Annotated in this window: 14 protein-coding genes and 2 rRNA genes (1 of these 16 only partly in view); 7 read left to right on the forward strand and 9 right to left on the reverse strand. The window is 64.7% G+C overall.

What is annotated here, in order from left to right:
- Positions 1–7 precede the first annotated feature (7 nt).
- Positions 8–1,717 carry an arginine--tRNA ligase gene (gene argS, locus ACT89O_RS22720; RefSeq protein ID WP_487261266.1) on the reverse strand — a complete coding sequence of 570 codons (1,710 nt, stop codon included), beginning with the start codon at positions 1,715–1,717 and terminating at the stop codon, positions 8–10.
- Between the two features lie 203 nt (positions 1,718–1,920).
- Between argS and ACT89O_RS22725 the strand changes: the two genes are divergently transcribed.
- Positions 1,921–2,289: a PsiF family protein gene (locus ACT89O_RS22725; protein ID WP_487261267.1), complete on the forward strand. Its 369-nt coding sequence runs from the start codon at positions 1,921–1,923 to the stop codon at positions 2,287–2,289.
- 79 nt (positions 2,290–2,368) lie between these two features.
- Here ACT89O_RS22725 and ACT89O_RS22730 read toward each other — a convergent pair whose 3' ends face one another.
- Together ACT89O_RS22730 and ACT89O_RS22735 are read right to left on the reverse strand one after the other, a co-directional pair.
- Positions 2,369–2,815 carry a DUF2214 family protein gene (locus tag ACT89O_RS22730; RefSeq protein WP_055397981.1) on the reverse strand — a complete coding sequence of 149 codons (447 nt, stop codon included), beginning with the start codon at positions 2,813–2,815 and terminating at the stop codon, positions 2,369–2,371.
- A gap of 204 nt (positions 2,816–3,019) precedes the next feature.
- Positions 3,020–4,387 carry a dicarboxylate/amino acid:cation symporter gene (locus ACT89O_RS22735; protein ID WP_487261268.1) on the reverse strand — a complete coding sequence of 456 codons (1,368 nt, stop codon included), beginning with the start codon at positions 4,385–4,387 and terminating at the stop codon, positions 3,020–3,022.
- 230 nt (positions 4,388–4,617) lie between these two features.
- Between ACT89O_RS22735 and ACT89O_RS22740 the strand changes: the two genes are divergently transcribed.
- Positions 4,618–7,293, forward strand: coding sequence for a hybrid sensor histidine kinase/response regulator (locus ACT89O_RS22740; RefSeq protein WP_487261269.1), 2,676 nt, complete (start codon positions 4,618–4,620; stop codon positions 7,291–7,293).
- Between the two features lie 49 nt (positions 7,294–7,342).
- Here the strand turns inward: ACT89O_RS22740 and ACT89O_RS22745 are convergent, their stop codons facing one another.
- The 4 genes from ACT89O_RS22745 to ACT89O_RS22760 all read right to left on the reverse strand — a co-directional run bounded on the left by ACT89O_RS22745 (position 7,343) and on the right by ACT89O_RS22760 (position 12,637).
- Positions 7,343–8,545, reverse strand: a complete 1,203-nt coding sequence (locus ACT89O_RS22745; RefSeq protein ID WP_487261270.1) for a PIN domain-containing protein — start codon at positions 8,543–8,545, stop codon at positions 7,343–7,345.
- A gap of 409 nt (positions 8,546–8,954) precedes the next feature.
- Positions 8,955–9,602, reverse strand: coding sequence for a response regulator (locus ACT89O_RS22750; protein ID WP_487261271.1), 648 nt, complete (start codon positions 9,600–9,602; stop codon positions 8,955–8,957).
- A 30-nt stretch (positions 9,603–9,632) separates the two neighbouring features.
- Positions 9,633–10,568, reverse strand: coding sequence for a LysR family transcriptional regulator (locus ACT89O_RS22755; protein ID WP_487261272.1), 936 nt, complete (start codon positions 10,566–10,568; stop codon positions 9,633–9,635).
- A 143-nt stretch (positions 10,569–10,711) separates the two neighbouring features.
- The gene (locus ACT89O_RS22760) at positions 10,712–12,637 is read right to left on the reverse strand and encodes an acyl CoA:acetate/3-ketoacid CoA transferase (protein ID WP_487261273.1); all 1,926 of its coding nucleotides are present in this window, start codon (positions 12,635–12,637) and stop codon (positions 10,712–10,714) included.
- Positions 12,638–12,920: 283 nt separating this feature from the next.
- Between ACT89O_RS22760 and ACT89O_RS22765 the strand changes: the two genes are divergently transcribed.
- From ACT89O_RS22765 to ACT89O_RS22785, 5 genes are all read left to right on the forward strand, one after another.
- Positions 12,921–15,131, forward strand: a complete 2,211-nt coding sequence (locus ACT89O_RS22765) for a malate synthase G (RefSeq protein WP_487261274.1) — start codon at positions 12,921–12,923, stop codon at positions 15,129–15,131.
- A gap of 260 nt (positions 15,132–15,391) precedes the next feature.
- Positions 15,392–15,646 (forward strand): cysteine-rich CWC family protein, encoded by a 255-nt coding sequence (locus ACT89O_RS22770; protein WP_487261275.1) that lies wholly within the window; start codon positions 15,392–15,394, stop codon positions 15,644–15,646.
- 40 nt (positions 15,647–15,686) lie between these two features.
- Positions 15,687–15,875 carry a 4-oxalocrotonate tautomerase gene (locus ACT89O_RS22775; protein ID WP_063462131.1) on the forward strand — a complete coding sequence of 63 codons (189 nt, stop codon included), beginning with the start codon at positions 15,687–15,689 and terminating at the stop codon, positions 15,873–15,875.
- Positions 15,876–15,974: 99 nt separating this feature from the next.
- Complete coding sequence (locus tag ACT89O_RS22780) at positions 15,975–17,432, forward strand: DHA2 family efflux MFS transporter permease subunit (RefSeq protein ID WP_487261276.1); 1,458 nt, start codon at positions 15,975–15,977, stop codon at positions 17,430–17,432.
- Positions 17,433–17,522: 90 nt separating this feature from the next.
- A complete protein-coding gene (locus ACT89O_RS22785) occupies positions 17,523–18,290 on the forward strand; it encodes a class II glutamine amidotransferase (RefSeq protein ID WP_487261277.1) in 768 nt (255 codons plus the stop codon).
- 251 nt (positions 18,291–18,541) lie between these two features.
- Here the strand turns inward: ACT89O_RS22785 and rrf are convergent.
- Positions 18,542–18,654, reverse strand: a 5S ribosomal RNA gene (gene rrf, locus ACT89O_RS22790).
- Between the two features lie 154 nt (positions 18,655–18,808).
- Positions 18,809–19,365 (reverse strand): 23S ribosomal RNA (locus ACT89O_RS22795); it runs 2,322 nt beyond the window's last position.

The raw sequence follows: 19,365 nt of genomic DNA on the forward strand, positions 1-19,365 counted from the left end.
TGACTGCTTACATTCTGGCTGGAGCCGACACGCCCAGCACGGCCAGGCCATTGTGCAATACCTGCGCGGTGGCGGCGACCAGCGCCAGGCGGGCATTCTTCACGGCCTCGTCATCCACCAGGATGCGCTCGGCGTCGTAGTAGCTGTGGTAGCTGGCGGCAAGGTCGCGCAGGTAGAAGGTCACATCGTGCGGGGCTTCGCCGTCGGCCGCAGCCGTGAGCATTTCGGGGTACTTGGCCAGCTGCAGCATCAGCGCCTGGGCCTGTGGGCCTTCGAGAGCCGACAGATCAACGTCGTGCAGCGAAGCCACGTTGCCACCGCCAGCCTCTTGCCACGCGCGCAGCACCGACTGGATGCGGGCATGCGCGTACTGCACGTAGTACACGGGGTTGTCGTTGTTCTGCGCCACGGCCAGGTCCACGTCGAAGGTGTACTCGGTATCGGGCTTGCGGGAGAGCAAGAAGAAACGCACGGCGTCCTTGCTGGTCCATTCGATCAGGTCGCGCAGCGTGACATAGCTGCCTGCGCGCTTGCTGATCTTGACCTCTTCACCGCCCTTGACCACACGCACCATCGTGTGCAGCACATAGTCGGGGTAGCCCTGCGGAATGCCCACGTCGGCCGCTTGCAAGCCCGCGCGCACGCGGGCAATGGTGCCGTGGTGATCCGTGCCCTGGATGTTGACGACCTTCGTGAAGCCACGCTCCCACTTGGCGATGTGGTACGCCACATCGGGCACGAAGTAGGTGAAGGAGCCGTCCTGCTTGCGCATGACGCGGTCCTTGTCGTCGCCGTAGTCCGTGCTTTTCAGCCACAGCGCGCCATCTTGCTCGTAGGTCTTGCCATTGGCGACGAGCTTGTTCACCGTGGCCTCGACGCGGCCGCTGGTGTACAGGCTGGACTCCAGGTAGTACTCGTCAAAGTGCAGGTTGAACGCCTGCAGGTCCTTGTCCTGCTCGTTGCGCAGGTAGGCCACGGCGAACTGGCGGATGTTGTCGTAGTCCTCTACGTCGCCGTTGGCCGTGAACTCGCGGTCGTCGGCCTTCACCGTAGCCTTGGCCTTGAAGGCCTCGGCAATGTCGGCGATGTAGTCACCGTTGTAGAAGTTCTTGGCCAGCGGGTTGTCGCTGTCGGTGGGCCAGCAGTCGTCGCCGGGCTTGAAGCCCTTGGCGCGCAGCTGCGTGCTCTTGGTCAGCGTATCGATCTGCACACCAGCATCGTTGTAATAAAACTCGCGGTGCACGTTCCAGCCCTGGGTGCTGAACAGGTTGCAGATGGCATCGCCTAAAGCAGCTTGGCGGCCGTGGCCCACGTGCAGGGGGCCGGTGGGGTTGGCCGAGACAAACTCGACCAGCACGCGCTGGCCGTTGTCGGGTTGATAGCCGAAACGCTCGCCAGCGGCCAGCACCTCGCGCACGACTTCCTGCTTGGCGGCTGGCTTCAAGCGGATGTTCAGAAAGCCCGGTCCGGCGATTTCAATGGCATCCACCCAGCGGGTGAAGGCGGGCGTGGCCTCCAGTGCGGCCTTGAGCTGTTCACCCAAGGCGCGGGGATTGAGCTTGAGCGGCTTGGCCAGTTGCATGGCGGCGGTGCAGGCGAAGTCGCCATGGGCCGCCACCTTGGGGGATTCAAACGCCGCCTTGGCGCCAGCGCCAGGGGACAGGACTTCCAGCTCGGCTGTAAGCGCAGCGAGCAATTCATTTTTGGCTGTGAGCATCGGCGGATTTTACGGGGCCGGGCCGGGGCGCTCACCGAGCATGCCGCCAGCACCGCCAAAGCAGCCCTGCGCAGCCAGTACGCAACAGATCGTAAAGAATCATGGCCTGGCCTGCGGCGTGTCAGCCCCGTCTCCAGGGCATACGTTGTAATCGGGCAATCCGACGCAGGTTGCGTCAGATGCCACACTCTACTGGAGCCCCTATGAACAAGCTTCTCTCCCTGACAGCCCTGAGCCTGGTCCTTTCGTTCGGCGCAGCCCACGCTGCCGACGCCCCTGCCGCCGGAGCCAAGGCCGCCGCCCCGGCCACGGCAGCACCCCCCGCCACGCCGGCAGCGCCTGCGGCATCGGCCGCCGCGCCCACCAAGCAGCAGACCCGCATGGCCACCTGCAATGCGGAAGCGGCGGACAAGAAGGGCGACGAGCGCAAGGCTTTCATGAAGACCTGCCTGAGCAACAAGCCAGAAACCCAGCAAAACAAGATGAAGGCCTGCAACGCCGACGAAAAAGCCAAGACGCTCAAGGGCGACGAGCGCAAGGCCTTCATGAGCGAATGCTTGAAGAACAAATAAGCCCTGCCAAAACAAAGAAAGCCGCTGCCCGTGCAGGGTCAGCGGCTTTTTTCTGGGCGGAACGTCTTTCTTGCGACGCCTACCAGCCCCGCGCCCAGAACACCGCGATCACCGCCACCACGGGCAACACGTGGGACTGGATCATCACGAGGCGGCGTACCTTGGCCACCTCCTGCGCCGCTGGCAGTGCCCCCGTGCTGCGCAGGGCATGGCGCCAGCGGCGAAACACCAGCGAAGGCCAGAAGGACAGGAGAATCATGACCAGAATGATGGTGATTTTGATGTGAAACAGCGGCTGCGAGAGATACCACGAAGCCCCCTTGATGCCCCAGAGGACACGCGCCACGCCGCTGGCGATCATCAGCGCCCCCGCCACACCGTAGATCACATCCAGCCGCGCCAGACGCTCGACCACAGCGGCGTTCATCCACTCCATGCGGCACAGCGCCGCTTGGCTCGATAAAAAGACCACAAAGGTCAGGATGGCCACCAGGTGCAGGGCGGCGAGGACGGCTTCGAGGGTCATGGGGGTTTCCTTTGCAAAACCCAGGACCTCAGTGCGCGCTGCTTTTCTGAAACCCGGGTGGCCGCCATTTTGCTTGAGGAATTTCGCGACCGCCGCGCAACGCGGCATGCCGGTATGTGTGCCACCGCATTGCGTCCCCCCCAAAAAAAGCGGCGCAGACCCGAGAGCCTGCGCCGCTTTGACCGAACACCGGAGCGGACGCGATCAGGCCACCGTGCGGGCCATCGCGCCTGCGGGCACATCCGCAGGCACCACCGGAGCCATGGCAGTGGCCGGGGCGGGCAGGGGATGACCGTTCAGCGCGGCATCCAGGCGCTCATGGTCCAGCGCGTTTTCCCAACGGGATACCACCACGGTGGCCACGGCGTTACCAATGAAGTTGGTCAGCGAGCGGCATTCGCTCATGAAGCGGTCCACACCCAGAATCAGCGCCATGCCGGCCACCGGCACTTCAGGCACCACGGCCAGGGTGGCGGCCAGGGTGATGAAGCCTGCACCGGTCACGCCTGCTGCGCCTTTGGAGCTGAGCATCGCCACCAGAAGCAGCGCCACCTGGTGGCCCAGTGTCAGTTCGGTGTTGGTGGCCTGGGCGATGAACAGCGCGGCCAGCGTCATGTAGATGTTGGTGCCGTCCAGGTTGAAGGAATAGCCCGTGGGCACCACCAGACCCACCACCGACTTGCTGCAACCGGCCTTTTCCATCTTTTCCATCAGCGAGGGCAAGGCGGATTCAGACGACGAGGTGCCCAGCACCAGCATCAGCTCGGCCTTGAGGTAGCGGCACAGCTTGAACACCGAGAAGCCGCACAGCCGGGCCACAAAGCCCAGGATGACCACAACGAACAGCAGCGAGGTGATGTAGAACGAGCCCACCAGCCAGGCCAGATTGACCAGCGAACCCAGGCCAAACTTGCCGATGGTGAACGCCATGGCGCCGAACGCACCGATGGGCGCGGCCTTCATCACAATGCCCACCACCTTGAACACGGGGGTGGTCAGCGCTTCCAGAAAATGCTGCACCGGACGGCCCGCCTCACCCACCAGTGCCAGGCCCAAGCCAAACAGCACGGCCACGAGCAGCACCTGCAGGATGTTGTCGCCCACGAAGGGGCTGACCAGCGTCTTGGGGATGATGTCCATCGCAAACCCGGTCAGGCTCATCTCATGCGACTTGGCCACGTAGCTCTTCACGGCCGTCTGGTCCAGATCGGCGACGTTGATGTTCATGCCCGCGCCTGGCTGCACCACGTTGGCCACCACCAGACCCACCACCAGGGCCAGCGTGGAGAAGAACAAAAAGTACGCCATGGCCTTGCCAAACACGCGGCCCACGCTGCTCAGCTGCGACATGCCCGCAATGCCGGTCACGATGGTCAGGAAGATCACCGGCGCGATGATCATCTTGACCAGCTTGATGAAGGCATCACCCAGCGGCTTGAGCGCCTCGCCATAGGCGGGTTCAAAATGCCCGAGCAAGACACCCAGGACGATGGCGAGCACCACCTGGAAATACAGCTGCCGGTAAAAAGGCAGCCGCACGGGGTGGGCTGTGGGGGCGGAAATGGCGTGCATGGAGGTCTCCTGAAATCACGAAAGACTGCACCACCGGGGTGCGTCGAGGGTGCCGTTTGTACCGCCGCACGCTGTTTGAGCCGATAACCTATTGGTATTAGTCAGGGGCACCGCCATAGGGCGCCGCTTGCCCCAATATAGGGAAAACACCTAGCACCTGGCCGGGATGCGGCACACTCGCTCCCCGCAACATCCCAGCCTACGGACCGCGCCTGGAACAAATTTTCCCCATGACGATGACGCCCCGCCTCCGAAAATTCTGGACCCTGCTGATCCTGCTTGGGGGCATGGTGGGCAGCATGTTCATCGCCGGCCAATGGGCCTGGCAGCGTTCACTGCAGGAAGAAAACCGCAGCGTGCAGGGCCAACTGGCGCTCTACGGCCAGGCCCTGGCCCAGCGCATCGACCGCTACCGCACCCTGCCCGAAGTGCTGGCGCTGGATGCACAGCTGCGCAACGCGCTGACCCACCCACTGAGTGCGGCCGATGGGGAGCAGCTCAACCGCAAGCTGGAGCAGGCCAACGGTGCCAGCCAATCCTCCACCCTTACCCTGCTCAACCGCGACGGCCTGGCCGTGGCCGCCAGCAACTGGCGCACGGCCACCAGCAATGTGGGGGTGGACTACAGCTTTCGCCCCTACGTGCAGCAGGCGCTGGCCCAGGGGCGCGGCAGCTTCTATGGCATTGGCGTGACCACGGGTGAGCCGGGCTACTTTCTGTCTCAGGCCATCCACGACGACCATGGCCAGACGCTGGGGCTGGTGGCCATCAAGATCGCGCTGCAGGAGCTGGAACGCGAGTGGCTGCAGACCACCGACATCGTGCTGGCGTCGGACGCGCATGGCGTGGTTTTTTTGGCCAGCCAGGATGCGTGGCGCTACCGCCTGCTGGAGCCACTGGACGATGCGGAACGCCGCGAGCTGAACGCCACCCGGCAGTACGCCGACCAGCCGCTGCGCCCGCTGGAAGTCCGCGTGGTGGAAGCCCTGGACACTGGCGGTCGGCTGGTCAGCGTGCAGGCCCCTGCCCTGCCCGGCCGCGTGCTGTGGCGGACCCAGCCCCTGCCCGGCACCCCGTGGCAGCTGCACCTGCTGCACGAGACACACAACAGCTTCGCGGACAGCCGGTGGGCCGCTGCGGCAGGCGCGGGCGGCTGGCTGGCGCTGGGCCTGCTCGTGCTGTTTGTGCGCCAGCGCCAGCGCCTGTCCAGCCTGCGCCAGCGCAGCCGCCAGGAGCTGGAGACCGTGTTGCGCCAGCACGCCCAGGAGCTGCGCACCGCGCAGGACGGCATCGTGCAGGCGGCGCAGCAGGCCGCCCAGCAGACCGACACGGGCCTCTCGCGCAGCCTGGAACATCTGCCGCAGGGCGTGGTCATCATCGACGCCGACCTGAACCTGGTGGCCTGGAACTCGCGCTATGTGCAGCTGTTTCGCTTCCCGGCAGACCTGATGCGCGTGGGCCAGCCCATTGCCGACCTGATGCGCCATAACGCGCGTCGGGGCCTGCTGGGGCCCGGCCCGGTGGAAGAAGCCATCGCACGCCGGCTGGCCCACCTGCGCAGCGGCACGCCACACCTGCACGAAAGCGCCAAGGGCGACGGCACCGTGCTGGAGATCCGGGGCAACCCGCTGCCCGAAGGCGGCTTTGTGACCAGCTACGCCGACATCACCAGCTACAAGAACGCCGCGCGCGAGCTGCGATCGCTGGCCGATGCGCTGGAGCAGCGTGTGGCCGACCGCACCCGCGACCTGGACGCCGCGCGGCGCGAGGCCGAGCAGGCCAACCGCTCCAAGACCCGCTTTGTGGCCGCCGCCGTGCACGATCTGCTGCAGCCCCTGAACGCCGCGCGCATGTTCACCTCGCTGCTGCGCAGCCATCTGCCGGGTGACGCCGAACGGCACGCCGTGGACAGCATCGACGGCGCCCTGGCCGCGCAGGACGCCATCCTCAACAGCCTGCTCGACATCTCGCGCATGGAATCGGGCCAGTTCGATGTGCACATCCACGACGTGGCCCTAGGGCCACTCTTGCAGGTGCTGGGCCACAACTTTGGCGTGCTGGCCGAAAGCCAGGGCCTGCAACTGCGCTGCGTGCCCACGCGCGCCGTGGTGCGCACCGACGACAACCTGCTGCGCCGCATCCTGCAGAACTTTGTCTCCAACGCCATCCGCTACAGCCGGCGGGGGCGCATCGTGGTGGGCTGCCGCAGGGTGGGCAATGACCACCTGCGCATCGAGGTGCATGACCAGGGCCCCGGCATCCCCGAGGCGCTGCAGCGTGAAATTTTCGAAGAGTTCCGCCGTCTGGACGAGGGCCGCGCCGACGACCGGGGCGCAGGCCTAGGCCTGGCCATCGTCGAACGCCTGGGCCGCCTGCTGGGGCACGACATTGGCCTGCGCTCGCAACTGGGGCGCGGCAGCGTGTTCTGGGTGTGTGTGCCGCTGGGCAACCCCGCCGCCGCGCAGCAGGCTGCCGCCGCCCCTGCCACCACACAGCAACCCGCCGACGATGCCCCCCTGCAAGGCAGCAGCGCCTGGGTGATTGAGGACGACGGCCCCACCTGCGCCGCAACCCAAGCCCTGCTGCAGCGCTGGGGCTGCGCAGTGCCCCTGGCCGGTGGCGCACCCGAAGCGCTAGCCGCAGCCCAACCCGGCCAGGCGCCCCAGCTGGTGCTGCTGGACGTGCACCTGGGCAGCCACCACCATGGCCCCGATGTCTACACGGAGCTGTGCCAGCGCTGGGGCCAGGCCCCCGCCGTGATCCTGGTCACCGCCGAACGCGACGCCACCCTGCGCCGCCAGGCCGCCGAACGCGGCTGGGGCTTTCTGGCCAAGCCGGTGCGGGCCCCCGCGCTGCGGGCGCTGGTGAGCCAGACGCTGCTGAGGTTGCAGCAGGGTAAGCTTTAAAGCTATATTTTCGATAGCTTTAAGCGCTTTATTGATAAGCGCTGCGTGCCTATTTCAATGTCAAATAGGTAATCCCTTTGCCATCCGATGCAGTGACAACATCCTTACGTGCTTCCAGCAAGCTCAGCACACGCTGCGCCATGGTCGCTGGGTCTTCTGCCCGTGCAGAGTGGGTCTGGATATGCTTGAGCAAGCCTGAGCGTTGCCGAGGCTTGTTCTTGCTCATCTTCTGAAGGCTGGCCAACACCGCCCGCGCCACCTGGGCTACGGTGGGGGGTTGCGCAGCCTTTGCAGCAGTCTTACCAGCGGCAGGGACGTGCGACTTGGGTAGGGCTGAAACGGCAGATTTCTTCGGCACTGGCAGTTGTGCGGGCGCTTTGGAAGCGGATACCTTCTTGGCAGGCGCGGCCTTTGCAGTTCCTGCTTTTGAAGAAGCCGCCTTCGCGGCGGACGTTTTCGCCACAGGCTGGGCCACCACCACGGGCGGATAGGACACCGCCTCGCCCTTGACCACCACCCGCTTTCGCGCTTGTAACTGGGCCAAGGCGTGCGATGTGCGCGGCGACCGGGCACTGGACTCGCCCAACCAGCTTTGCATCAGCGCCAACAGCGCGTCCTTTTGCGCGGGGCGGTGGGATGGAGACAGCCCGCCCAGTTGGGCCAGCAGTTGCTGCATGTCTGCCCGTGTGGCCTGGGTGCGGGCCGGAGCTGCTTTTGCAGGCGGGGGCCATGGTGCTACAGCTTTTGCTGTTATCTTGACCGTCGCCTCCACCACGGGGTTCGCCGCCAAAGGAGGCGCTGGCTGCGGCTGCGGCAAAGGCGCGGACTTCAGGGCTGTGGATGCACCGGGCGGTGTCGGCATCCTGCGGAACCCACACCGCTGCGCATCAAACCCCAGCTCCCTTGCATGCTCCAACATGGGTTCATACCCCTGGTCGTTGGAGACGACCACAAACGTACCCTCCGGCTGACGGGCCGAGATGTACCCGACGTAGTAAGCCAGCTGAAAATCCAGAGCGTTTCTGCCCGAGCCCGTTCTCGGGACCTGCGTCACCTGCTCTGCCCCGTAAACCTGCTGATGCCCCGAAGCATCCACTGTCTGATGTGGGCCATGGAACAGCCACACATCCGTGCCCTGTGGCACCAATGTCTTGAGTTCATCGCCCTTGGGCTGTACGTTTTCCCAATCAACGAGCAGGTGCACCCTGGGGGCTGTAGGTGCGGGCACAACAGCCACGGCGGCATTGGGCATACGAGGCTCCAGCTCCGGGTGCTTGGGTGGGTGTTCAAGCGCCTTCGCACGCAGTGATTGCTCCACGGCCTCTGGAAGGTCCACCTCCGTCTGGTCTGCCATCTGCAGCAGGCAAAGCAGCACGTCTGCAATCCCATGGGCCACGCGCTCTTTGTGGGCGGGATCGCGCACAACACCCCGCGATTCGCTCAGCGTCGTCCACTGGAACATCTCCAGCAGCCCCGCCGACTCCACCGTCAGCGCCATGGCCAGGTTCTTGGGTGTGTGGCGAGACTGCCAATCCCGGGCTGCGGCAAAACTGCGCAGCCTGGCTTGCAGCGCTGAGTAATCCATTCCCTCACTCCTCTTTTCATAGCTGCTTGCGCTTATCTAATAAGCGCTAGAGCCTATTTTTCTCAAAACCACCCCGTCAATCCGGCTCCATCCCTTCTGCCTCCAGGCTTTTGACCAGCACCGCCGCCTGCGTGCGGCTGTAGCAGGCCAGTTTCTTGAGGATTGCGGTCACGTGCACCTTCACCGTGTTCTCCGCCAACCCCAGCGTGGCGGCGATCTGCTTGTTGAGCAGCCCATCGGCCAGGCACAGCAGCACACGAAACTGCTGCGGCGTGAGCTGCGCCAGCCGCGCGGCCAGCTCGGCGTCGGCCTCGGAGCGCTCGGCCGCCATGGGCGGGAACCCGCTGCCGCCGTCCAGCACGGCCTGGATGGCGTCGCCCATGGCGTCGGCAGGCGCGGACTTGGGGATGAAGCCCGCCGCGCCAAACTGCTGGGCGCGGCGGATGACGCGCGGGTGGTCGTTGGACGAGATGATGACCACGGGCAGCTCGGGGTATTCGCCGCGCACATGCAGAAGGGCCGAGAAGCCGCGCGTGCCGGGCATGCTCAGGTCCAGCAGCACCAGCTCAATCTCTGGGTGCTCCTGCAGCGCCATGCCCAGCGTGGCGGCGCTGGCCGCCTCCAGCGTGCGGTACTGGGGCAGGCGCTCGCGCAGCACGTGCAGCACGGCCGCGCGGAACAGGGGGTGGTCGTCAGCGACGAGGAGCGTGGGCACGGAGGACATGGAGTGTTGTGCAGTCTGCCACGGGGGCAATCAACCGCCGGCCTGCGGGCCTTTCCAGAAAGCGGGCTGCGCGTACTGGTGCTTGAGGTGCTCGATCCACAACCGCACGCGCAAGGGCAGGTGCTTGCGCTGGGGGAAGACCACATAGATGCCGTTGGGCGGCGCGGCAAAGTCCTCCAGCACTGCCACCAGGCGGCCTGCGGCGATCTCGGCCTCGACCTCCCAGGTGCTGCGCCAGGCAATGCCCCAGCCACCCAGGCACCAGTCGTGCAGCACCTGGCCGTCGGAGCAGTCAAGCGGCCCGCCGGGCTTGAGGTGCATGACCTCGGTGGAGCCATCGGCGTGCGGCACTCTGAACGCCCAGCCGCGCGTCTGCGAGGCGTCGCTCGACAGCGTGAGGCAGTCGTGCTGCACCAGCTCGGCCGGGGCGCGCGGGGTGCCGCGCCGGGCCAGGTATTCGGGTGTGGCCACGCACAGGCGGCGGTTGTCGGCAATGCGCACACTCACCAGCGACGAATCGGGCAAATCGCCCACGCGCACGGCGCAGTCAAAGCCTTCGCCCGCCAGGTCCACCACGCGGTCACTGAGGTTGAGAGAGATGGTCACGTCCGGGTGCGCCGAGCGAAAACGCGGCACCAGCGGCGCCACATGGCGGCGGCCAAAACCAGCCGGGGCGGTGATGCGCAAATGGCCCGTGGCCTTGACGCCGCCTTCGGACACGCTGGCCTCGGCATTGGCCACATCGGCCAGCAGGCGCTGGCAGTCCTCCAGAAACGCGCTGCCCTCGTGCGTGAGGCTGATGCGGCGGGTGGTGCGCACCAAGAGCTTCACGCCCAGGTGCTCTTCGAGCGCATCCAGCCGACGGCCCATGATGGCGGGCGCCACGCCCTCGGCCTTGGCGGCTGCAGTGAGGCTGCCGCGCGTGGCCACCGATACAAAGGATTCGAAGGCCTTGAGTTTGTCCATGGGCGGTGATTATGGAGACATCCACGCGGGGGCCTGCACACGGCCGCTGCAGCGCGGCGGCACCCGGTGGCTGAAAAACTTGAAGCAAAGACAGGCCCTTGCGCTCGACCACATTGCCTTGATAGCTATCATTAATATAGCAATCAGGTCAATCGGGACTTGAGGAACCCCACGGTGCCGTAGCGCTTGACCTCCGCGTAGTGGTCGCGCGTGAGGCCCTGCACCATGGCGGTGTAGGCATCCGCCAGGTCGGGCGCGATGGTGAAGTGGTCGTAGTTCACGATCACGCCCACGCGCTCGCCCTGTGCGGCGAGCGGGGCGAGCAGGCCGCGCACCTCCTGCTCGATGGCGTCGATGGTGCTGGCGGTGTTGATCTGCAGGCCCGAGAAGTCGATGTGCAGCAGTTGGCGTGCGGCGTCCAGCTCAAAGCGCTGCACCAGCGGGCGGTTGAGCAACTGCTCGCGCAAGCCCAGCGGGCCGGGCTCGAACAGGCGCATATCCATGGTCTGCAAACCAGGGCTGATGCGCGGCGTGAAGGACATGTGGGCGAGCACGTCGCGGTGCAGGTCGATGCCGGGCGCCAGCTCGATCAGCTCCAGCGCGCCGCCGCCCTCCGGCTCGCCCGAGGGCACGAGGCGGAACACGCAGCGCTCCGTCACATACAGCACGCGCTGGCCGCGCCGCAGGGCTTCGGCGCCGCTGAAGGTGCGGTGCTCCACCTCGCGAACGAACTTGCGTGCGCCCCCTTCGTGCAGGATGTGCAGGTGGCCGTCGACGGCCTCCACCTGCAGCGCGCCTGCCGTGAAGGTGCCGACAAACACCACGGTCTTGGCGTTCTGGCTGATGTTGATGAAGCCGCCCGCACCCGCCAGGCGCGGCCCGAACTTGCTCACGTTGAGGTTGCCGTGCTGGTCGGCCTGCGCGAGGCCCAGGATGGCGATGTCGAGACCACCGCCGTCGTAGAAGTCGAACTGGTTGGGCTGGTCGATGATGGCCTGCGGGTTCACGGCCGCGCCAAAGTTCAGGCCACCCGCCGGGATGCCGCCGATCACGCCGGGCTCGGCCGTGAGCGTGACGAGGTCGATGATGCGCTCCTCGGCCGCCACATTGGCCACGCCCTCGGGCATGCCGATGCCGAGGTTGACCACCTGGTGCGGGCGCAGCTCCAGCGCCGCGCGGCGGGCGATGATCTTGCGCTCGGTCAGCGGCATCGCGTCCAGCGTGTCCATGGGCACGCGCAGCTCGCCAGCAAATGCGGCGCTGTAGGGCTCGGCAAAGGTCTGGTGGTGGTGCGCGGGCTCGGTGGCCAGCACCACGGCGTCGACCAGCACGCCCGGCACCTTGACCTGGCGGGGGTTGAGCGACCCACGCTCGGCGATGCGCTCGACCTGCGCAATGACCACGCCGCCCGAGTTGCGCACAGCCATGGCAATCGCCAGCGCTTCGAGCGTGAGCGCCTCGCGCTCCATGGTGAGGTTGCCGTCCGCGTCGGCCGTGGTCGCGCGGATGATGCCCACGTGGATCGGGAAGGCCTTGTAGAACAGGTAGTCCTGCCCGTCGATGGGCAGGACGCGCACCAGGTCGTCGGTGGTGCGCGCGTTGAGCTTGCCGCCGCCGTGGCGCGGGTCCACAAAGGTATCGAGACCCACGCGCGTGAGCGTGCCGGGCTTGCCCGCGGCGATGTCGCGGAACAAATGTGTGATCACGCCCTGGGGCAGGTTCCAGGCCTCGATCTGGTTGTCCACCGCCAGCTTCTGGATGCGCGGCACCAGGCCCCAGTGCCCGCCGATCACACGCTTGAGCAAACCGGCGTGGCCCAGGTGGTTGAGGCCCCGCTGCTTGCCGTCGCCTTGGCCTGCGGCGTAGACCAGGGTGAGGTCGCGCGGGGTTTGCGTGGACTCCCAGCGCTGGGCCAGCGCCACGGCGATGCTCTCGGCAAAGCCGATGCCCACAAAACCGCCGGTGGCCACGGTGTCGCCGTCGTGGATGAGCTGCACCGCATCGGCGGCGCTGACGATCTTGTTCTTGTAGGCAGCGTTCAGCGCGCCAGCGGCCAGGGGTGCCTGCATGGATTTGTCTCCCGGTGGGGTTATTTTTATGAGCCAGATCACGGCCTCGCAATAGGTTGCGGGGCCGCCCTGGCTCTTCGCGCAGCGTAGTGCTTAACCGGCCGGTGCGCCATTCCGTGCAACTACGGACTGTCACCAGTTTTGCGTAAAAGTCACTGGTTTCGAGCTTTTCACCGTATTTATGTGGGGAAACATTTGCAATACAGTCTGTCCATGGCCTTCTCGCCAAGGTCCGACATTTCTTTGATCCACGTTTCAACAACTCAACTCTTTAGGCACCCCCATGACCGACCGCACCGCAATCCACGGCCTGCAAGTGGCCACCTCCCTGTACCGCTTTGTCGAAGGCAAAGTGCTGCCCGGCACGGGTGTCGATGCCGCTGCCTTCTGGAAGGGCTTTGACGCAATCGTGTCGGACTTGGCCCCGCGGAACATCGCCCTGCTGGCCGAGCGCGACCGCCTGCAGACCGAGCTGGACACCTGGCACAAGGCCAACCCCGGCCCCATCAAGGACATGGTGGCCTACCGCAGCTTCCTCGAAAAGATCGGCTACCTGGTGCCCCAGCCCGCCGACGTGAAGGCGACCACCGCCAACGTGGACGACGAGTTGGCCACGCAGGCCGGCCCGCAGCTGGTGGTGCCCATCCTGAACGCACGTTATGCACTCAACGCCGCCAACGCGCGCTGGGGCAGCCTGTATGACGCGCTGTATGGCACGGACGCGATCAGCGAAGAAGGCGGCGCCGAAAAAGGCAAGGGCTACAACCCCGTGCGCGGCGCCAAGGTGATTGCGTTTGCGCGCCAGGTGCTGGACGACACGGCGCCGCTGGCTGCTGGCTCGCACAAGGATTCGACCGGCTACAGGGTAGAAGGCGGCCAGCTGGTGGTGTCGCTCGCCAATGGCAGCACCACGGGCCTCAAGGACGCATCGCAGTTCAAGGGCTACCAAGGCAGCGCAGCAGCGCCTTCATCGGTGCTGCTGCAGCACAACGGCCTGCACCTGGATATCCAGATCGACCGGTCTACCCCCATCGGCCAGAGCGACGCTGCGGGCGTGAGCGACCTGGTGCTGGAAGCGGCCCTCTCCACCATCCTGGACCTGGAAGACTCCGTGGCCGCCGTGGACGCCGAAGACAAGGTGCTGGGCTACAGCAACTGGCTGGGCATCATCCAGGCCACGCTGACCGAGCAGGTCGCCAAGGGCGGCAAGACCTTCACGCGCGGGCTGAACCCTGATCGCATCTACACGGGCCCCCAAGGCGGCGAAGTGCGCTTGCATGGCCGCTCGCTGATGTTCCTGCGCAATGTGGGCCACCTGATGACCAACCCGGCCATCCTGTGGAAGGACGCACAAGGTGCCGTGCGCGAAATCCCCGAAGGCATCATGGATGCGGTGGTGACCACGGCGATTGCACTGCACGACCTGCAGGGCCATGGACAAAACGGCATCCGCAACTCCCGCAAGGGCAGCGTCTACATCGTCAAGCCCAAGATGCACGGCCCCGCCGAAGTCGGCTTTGCCGCTGAACTCTTCGGCCGCGTCGAGAAGCTGCTGGGCCTGCCCGACAGCACCGTCAAGCTGGGCATCATGGACGAGGAGCGTCGGACTTCGGTCAACCTCAAGGCCTGCATCGCTGCCGCATCAAGCCGCGTGGCCTTCATCAACACCGGCTTCCTGGACCGTACGGGCGACGAGATGCACACCGCCATGCATGCCGGACCCATGGTGCGCAAGGGCGACATGAAGACCAGTGCGTGGATCCAGTCGTACGAGAAGAACAACGTGCTGGTGGGCCTGAGCTGCGGCCTGCGCGGCAAGGCGCAGATCGGCAAGGGCATGTGGGCCATGCCCGACCTGATGGCTGAAATGCTCAAGCAAAAGATCGCCCACCCTAAGGCGGGCGCCAACACCGCCTGGGTGCCCAGCCCCACAGGCGCCACGCTGCACGCGCTGCACTACCACCAGGTCAAAGTGAGCGACATCCAGATCGAGCTGGAAAAGACCGATGTGAACGCCGAGCGCGACAACCTGCTGACCGGCCTGCTGACCGTGCCCGTCAGCGCCAACCCGAACTGGACAGACGCTGAAAAGCAGCAGGAGCTGGACAACAACGCACAGGGCATCCTGGGCTACGTGGTTCGCTGGGTGGATCAGGGCGTGGGCTGCTCCAAGGTGCCCGACATCCACAACGTGGGCCTGATGGAAGACCGCGCCACGCTGCGCATCAGCAGCCAGCATCTTGCCAACTGGCTGCACCATGGCGTGGTGACCGAGGCGCAGGTGCGCGCCACGTTCGAGCGCATGGCGGCCGTGGTGGACGGCCAGAACGCTGGCGACCCGCTGTACCAGCCCATGGCCGGCCACTTCGACACCAGCATGGCCTACAAGGCGGCCTGCGACCTGGTCTTCAAGGGCATAGAGCAACCCAGTGGCTACACCGAGCCGCTGCTGCACGCCTGGCGCCTGAAGCTGAAGGCCGCGCAGGCCGCCTGATCCGGCGCCCGAAGGCCCTGTGGTGAGCGCCCAGCAGGGCGCCACATCACTACACATTTAATAGCTTCTAGCGCAATACCAGTGGGCGCTGGCAGCTATTTTTTATTGGTGTTCTTTTTCGACGGATCACCACAGCATGCCGCCCTCCACGAAACCTAGCTCCGCGCGCGTGGGTGAGCCCTGGCAGCTAAGTGCAGGAGCCTCCCCCTTTTGCACCTCGCCGTACACTGGTTGCCCCACGTTGCCACCGGCCCGGCACCATGTCCACCCCACCCCTTTCCAGCCCGTCCCGCTGCCCGCTGTGCGGCGGACCCAACCAGTGCGCCATGGCAGCAGGCCGCCCACCAGAAAGCTGCTGGTGCATGACCCAGCCCATCGCACCGGCCGCCCTGGCCGCCCTGGCCGCCGTGCCCGAGGCGCAACGGGGCCAGGCCTGCATCTGCCCGGCCTGCGGCACGCCCTCCAACAACGATCAGCAACCCTTTGCACGCCCATCTGGGCCTGCGCCGATATGATTTCCGCTTTTTGCGGCGATACGCCCTGAAGGAGTCTGATATGCCCACGTACCACGTTGAAATGATGGAAGGCCGCACGGTCGAACAAAAGCGCAAGCTGGTGGAAGAGATCACCCGCGTGAGCGTCGAAGTCCTGGGCGGCTCTCCCGAGTCGGTGGACATCCTGATCACCGATGTGAAGCGCGAAAACTGGGCCACCGGCGGCAAGCTGTGGCTGGAACGCAGCTGACCTGAAGCACGGTCCGGCCGTGTGAGGCGACAACCCCACGGCCGCATTGCATCCCTGCCCCTTGGGCCCTTTTCACCCGTTGCGCACAGTGACCCACCCATGACAGCCGCTCCCGACTCCCTGTCGGTGCTGCGAGAGCGCTATGGCGAGCGCTACCGCTGGCTGCTTTTGCTCTCGGTCATGGTGGGGACCATGGCGTCGATCATGTCCTCCACCATCGTGAATGTGGCCATCCCGGACATGAGCCACTATTTCACGCTGGGTCAGGAGCGCGCCCAATGGGTCACCTCGGGGTTCATGGTGGCCACCACGGTCTCCATGCTCACCACGCCCTGGCTGCTGTCGCGCTACGGCTACCGCGCCACTTATGTGGGCGCCATGCTGGTGTTGCTGCTGGGGGGCGTGGGCGGCGGCCTCGCGCAGGACTTCGGCCTGGTGCTGGCCGCGCGGGTTGTCGAGGGCCTGGCCGCCGGTGTCGTGCAGCCCATTCCCGCCGTCATCATTCTCTACGCCTTCCAGCCACATGAACAAGGCCGCGCCAGTGGCATCTTTGGCATGGGGGTCGTGCTGGCACCTGCGATCGGGCCCAGCATTGGGGGCCTGGTGGTGGACTGGTTTGGCTGGCGCTCCATCTTCTTCATGGTTGTACCGTTGTGCCTGGCCTCGATCTGGCTGGCCTACAAGTTTGTGCCCGTCACGGCACCCGGCGGGGTGGAGGCCAACCGCCAGGGCGAGCCGCTGGACTGGCGCGGTCTGCTGTTGGGCACCATGGGCACGCTGTGCCTGCTCAATGGGCTGGTGTCGCTACATGGCGGCTCCATGGCCGAGGCCGTCGTGCTGCTGCTGAGCGCAGCCTGTGCGGTCGGTGTATTCGTTGCCTGGCAGCAGCGGCTGATCCACCAGGGCCGCAAGCCCTTGATGGACTTGCGGCTGTTCCAGTACCGGCAGTTTGCGATGGGCAGCGTCGTGGCCTTCATCTATGGCACAGCCCTGTTCGGGTCCACCTACCTGCTTCCGGTATTCATGCAACTGGGGCTGGAGTTGTCGGCCTCGCATGTGGGCACGCTCATGCTGCCTGCCGGGTTGGTGTTGGCAGCCACCATCGCCGTGGTAGGTCGGCTTGCAGACCGCCTGCCCACGCATCTTCTGGTCAGCACCGGGTTGGGCCTGTTGGCGCTTTCTTTTGGCCTTATGGTGTGCGTGGGCCTGGGTTCTCCCCTCTGGATGCTGGTGGCTTTTGCGATACTGGGACGCATCGGGCTCGGGTTCATCCTGCCCTCGCTCAACCTCGGTGCAATGCGGCCGCTGGACAAGTCACTGATCTCCCAAGGCTCCAGCGCCATTGGTTTCCTGCGCATGCTGGGCGGTGCTGCGGGCGTGAGCCTGTGTGGCATCGTGCTCGAATGGCGGCTGCTTGCCCATGGCGCGTCGCTGGCCGCTGGTGGCAGCAATCCGGCCCGCATCGCCGCCTTTGGAGAAACCTTCTTGATGCTGACTTTTCTGTGCCTGCTGGCCTTGGTGGCCGCCTGGCAACTGCGCGAGGCCAAGCCCCGCTGAACTGCAGACAACCATCTCTCTCCCAGCGGCGGTCCGGCTTCAGGCATCATCTATCGCCCCACACGACACCCTAGAAACGGAACTCCCGCCATGTGCCAACTGCTCGGCATGAACTGCAATGTCCCCACCGATGTGACCTTCAGCTTCACGGGGTTTGCGCAACGCGGCGGTAAAACCGACCACCACAGCGACGGCTGGGGGATTGCTTTTTTCGAAGACAAAGGCCTGCGGCATTTTGTGGACCACCAGGCGGCGGTGAACTCTCCTGTGGCAGAGCTGATCCGTCGCTACCCGATCAAAAGCAAGAACGTCATCGCCCACATCCGCAAGGCCACGCAGGGCGTGGTCAGCCTGCAGAATTGCCACCCCTTCGTACGGGAACTGTGGGGGCGCTACTGGGTGTTTGCCCACAACGGAGACCTCAAGGATTTCCGCCCCCGCCTGCACTCACACTTCCGTCCCGTCGGCGATACCGATAGCGAACATGCGTTCTGCTGGATCATGCAGGAGCTGGCGAAATCCCACGCCACGGTTCCACCCATCCCCGAACTGACATTGACCCTGAAGGAGCTGGCGTCCCGGATCAGTCCCCACGGTACGTTCAATTTTTTGTTGTCCAACGGGCTGGCGCTGTGGGCACACGCGTCCACCAACCTGTACTACATCGAAAGGCGCCACCCGTTTGGATCCGCCCAACTGAGCGACGAAGACGTGTTGCTGGACTTTTCGAAGGAAACGAACGAAAAAGATGAGGTGGCGGTGATCGTGACCAGCCCACTGACCACCAATGAGCAGTGGACGGCCTTTGGCAAGGGAGAACTGCTGGTGTTCGAACAGGGTCGGCGACTACCGGTCTGAGCCCATTCAGTATCCCGATACTCTTCAACAGGTATTCGCGTGTAAATCGTCTTTTCGGGACGCCGGACATACCACGTCACTCACCCACAAATGCAATCAAACCAGTGGGCCCATCCAGAAAGTGTCGGCGTGAATTGGGGCGAACACCCTTGCCCTCCGCGACGCCCCAGGATCAATCATGCGCATTTCAGTGCACTCCCAAAGCAAAAAACCCCAGTCTTTATGAGACTGGGGTTTTCTGGGCTGTAAGAGCCTGACGATGACCTACTTTCACACGGGAACCCGCACTATCATCGGCGCAAAGTCGTTTCACTGTCCTGTTCGGGATGGGAAGGAGTGGTACCAACTTGCTATGGTCATCAGGCATAACTGGGTGCTGGGCTGTTCGAGGAACAGCTCGGCGAATTCATAGAGTTTGGAATCAGATTTTTGTGTTTTTTGACTGCGTCAACTTGGCATAACAATCTTTGAGCTTTTCACACATTCCTTACGGTTTGCATATTGGCTATCAAAGTTATAGGGTCAAGCCGCACGAGCAATTAGTATCAGTTAGCTTAACGCATTACTGCGCTTCCACACCTGACCTATCAACGTCCTGGTCTTGAACGACTCTTTAGGGGGCTCAAGGCCCCGGCAGATCTCATCTTGAAACGAGTTTCCCGCTTAGATGCTTTCAGCGGTTATCTCTTCCACACTTAGCTACTCGGCAATGCCACTGGCGTGACAACCGATACACCAGAGGTGTGTCCACTCCGGTCCTCTCGTACTAGGAGCAGGCTTCCTCAAATCTGCAGCGCCCACGGAAGATAGGGACCAAACTGTCTCACGACGTTTTAAACCCAGCTCACGTACCTCTTTAAATGGCGAACAGCCATACCCTTGGGACCGGCTACAGCCCCAGGATGAGATGAGCCGACATCGAGGTGCCAAACACCGCCGTCGATATGAACTCTTGGGCGGTATCAGCCTGTTATCCCCAGAGTACCTTTTATCCGTTGAGCGATGGCCCTTCCATACAGAACCACCGGATCACTATGTCCTGCTTTCGCATCTGCTCGACTTGTCAGTCTCGCAG

It is taken from the genome of Acidovorax sp. NN32, assembly GCF_057597245.1.

Bases quoted from the DNA above. Each gene is read 5' to 3' on its own strand.
- argS (WP_487261266.1), bottom strand. From the start codon at position 1,717: ATGCTCACAGCCAAAAATGAATTGCTCGCTGCGCTTACAGCCGAGCTG.
- ACT89O_RS22725 (WP_487261267.1), top strand. From the start codon at position 1,921: ATGAACAAGCTTCTCTCCCTGACAGCCCTGAGCCTGGTCCTTTCGTTC.
- ACT89O_RS22730 (WP_055397981.1), bottom strand. From the start codon at position 2,815: ATGACCCTCGAAGCCGTCCTCGCCGCCCTGCACCTGGTGGCCATCCTG.
- ACT89O_RS22735 (WP_487261268.1), bottom strand. From the start codon at position 4,387: ATGCACGCCATTTCCGCCCCCACAGCCCACCCCGTGCGGCTGCCTTTT.
- ACT89O_RS22740 (WP_487261269.1), top strand. From the start codon at position 4,618: ATGACGATGACGCCCCGCCTCCGAAAATTCTGGACCCTGCTGATCCTG.
- ACT89O_RS22745 (WP_487261270.1), bottom strand. From the start codon at position 8,545: ATGCCCAATGCCGCCGTGGCTGTTGTGCCCGCACCTACAGCCCCCAGG.
- ACT89O_RS22750 (WP_487261271.1), bottom strand. From the start codon at position 9,602: ATGTCCTCCGTGCCCACGCTCCTCGTCGCTGACGACCACCCCCTGTTC.
- ACT89O_RS22755 (WP_487261272.1), bottom strand. From the start codon at position 10,568: ATGGACAAACTCAAGGCCTTCGAATCCTTTGTATCGGTGGCCACGCGC.
- ACT89O_RS22760 (WP_487261273.1), bottom strand. From the start codon at position 12,637: ATGCAGGCACCCCTGGCCGCTGGCGCGCTGAACGCTGCCTACAAGAAC.
- ACT89O_RS22765 (WP_487261274.1), top strand. From the start codon at position 12,921: ATGACCGACCGCACCGCAATCCACGGCCTGCAAGTGGCCACCTCCCTG.
- ACT89O_RS22770 (WP_487261275.1), top strand. From the start codon at position 15,392: ATGTCCACCCCACCCCTTTCCAGCCCGTCCCGCTGCCCGCTGTGCGGC.
- ACT89O_RS22775 (WP_063462131.1), top strand. From the start codon at position 15,687: ATGCCCACGTACCACGTTGAAATGATGGAAGGCCGCACGGTCGAACAA.
- ACT89O_RS22780 (WP_487261276.1), top strand. From the start codon at position 15,975: ATGACAGCCGCTCCCGACTCCCTGTCGGTGCTGCGAGAGCGCTATGGC.
- ACT89O_RS22785 (WP_487261277.1), top strand. From the start codon at position 17,523: ATGTGCCAACTGCTCGGCATGAACTGCAATGTCCCCACCGATGTGACC.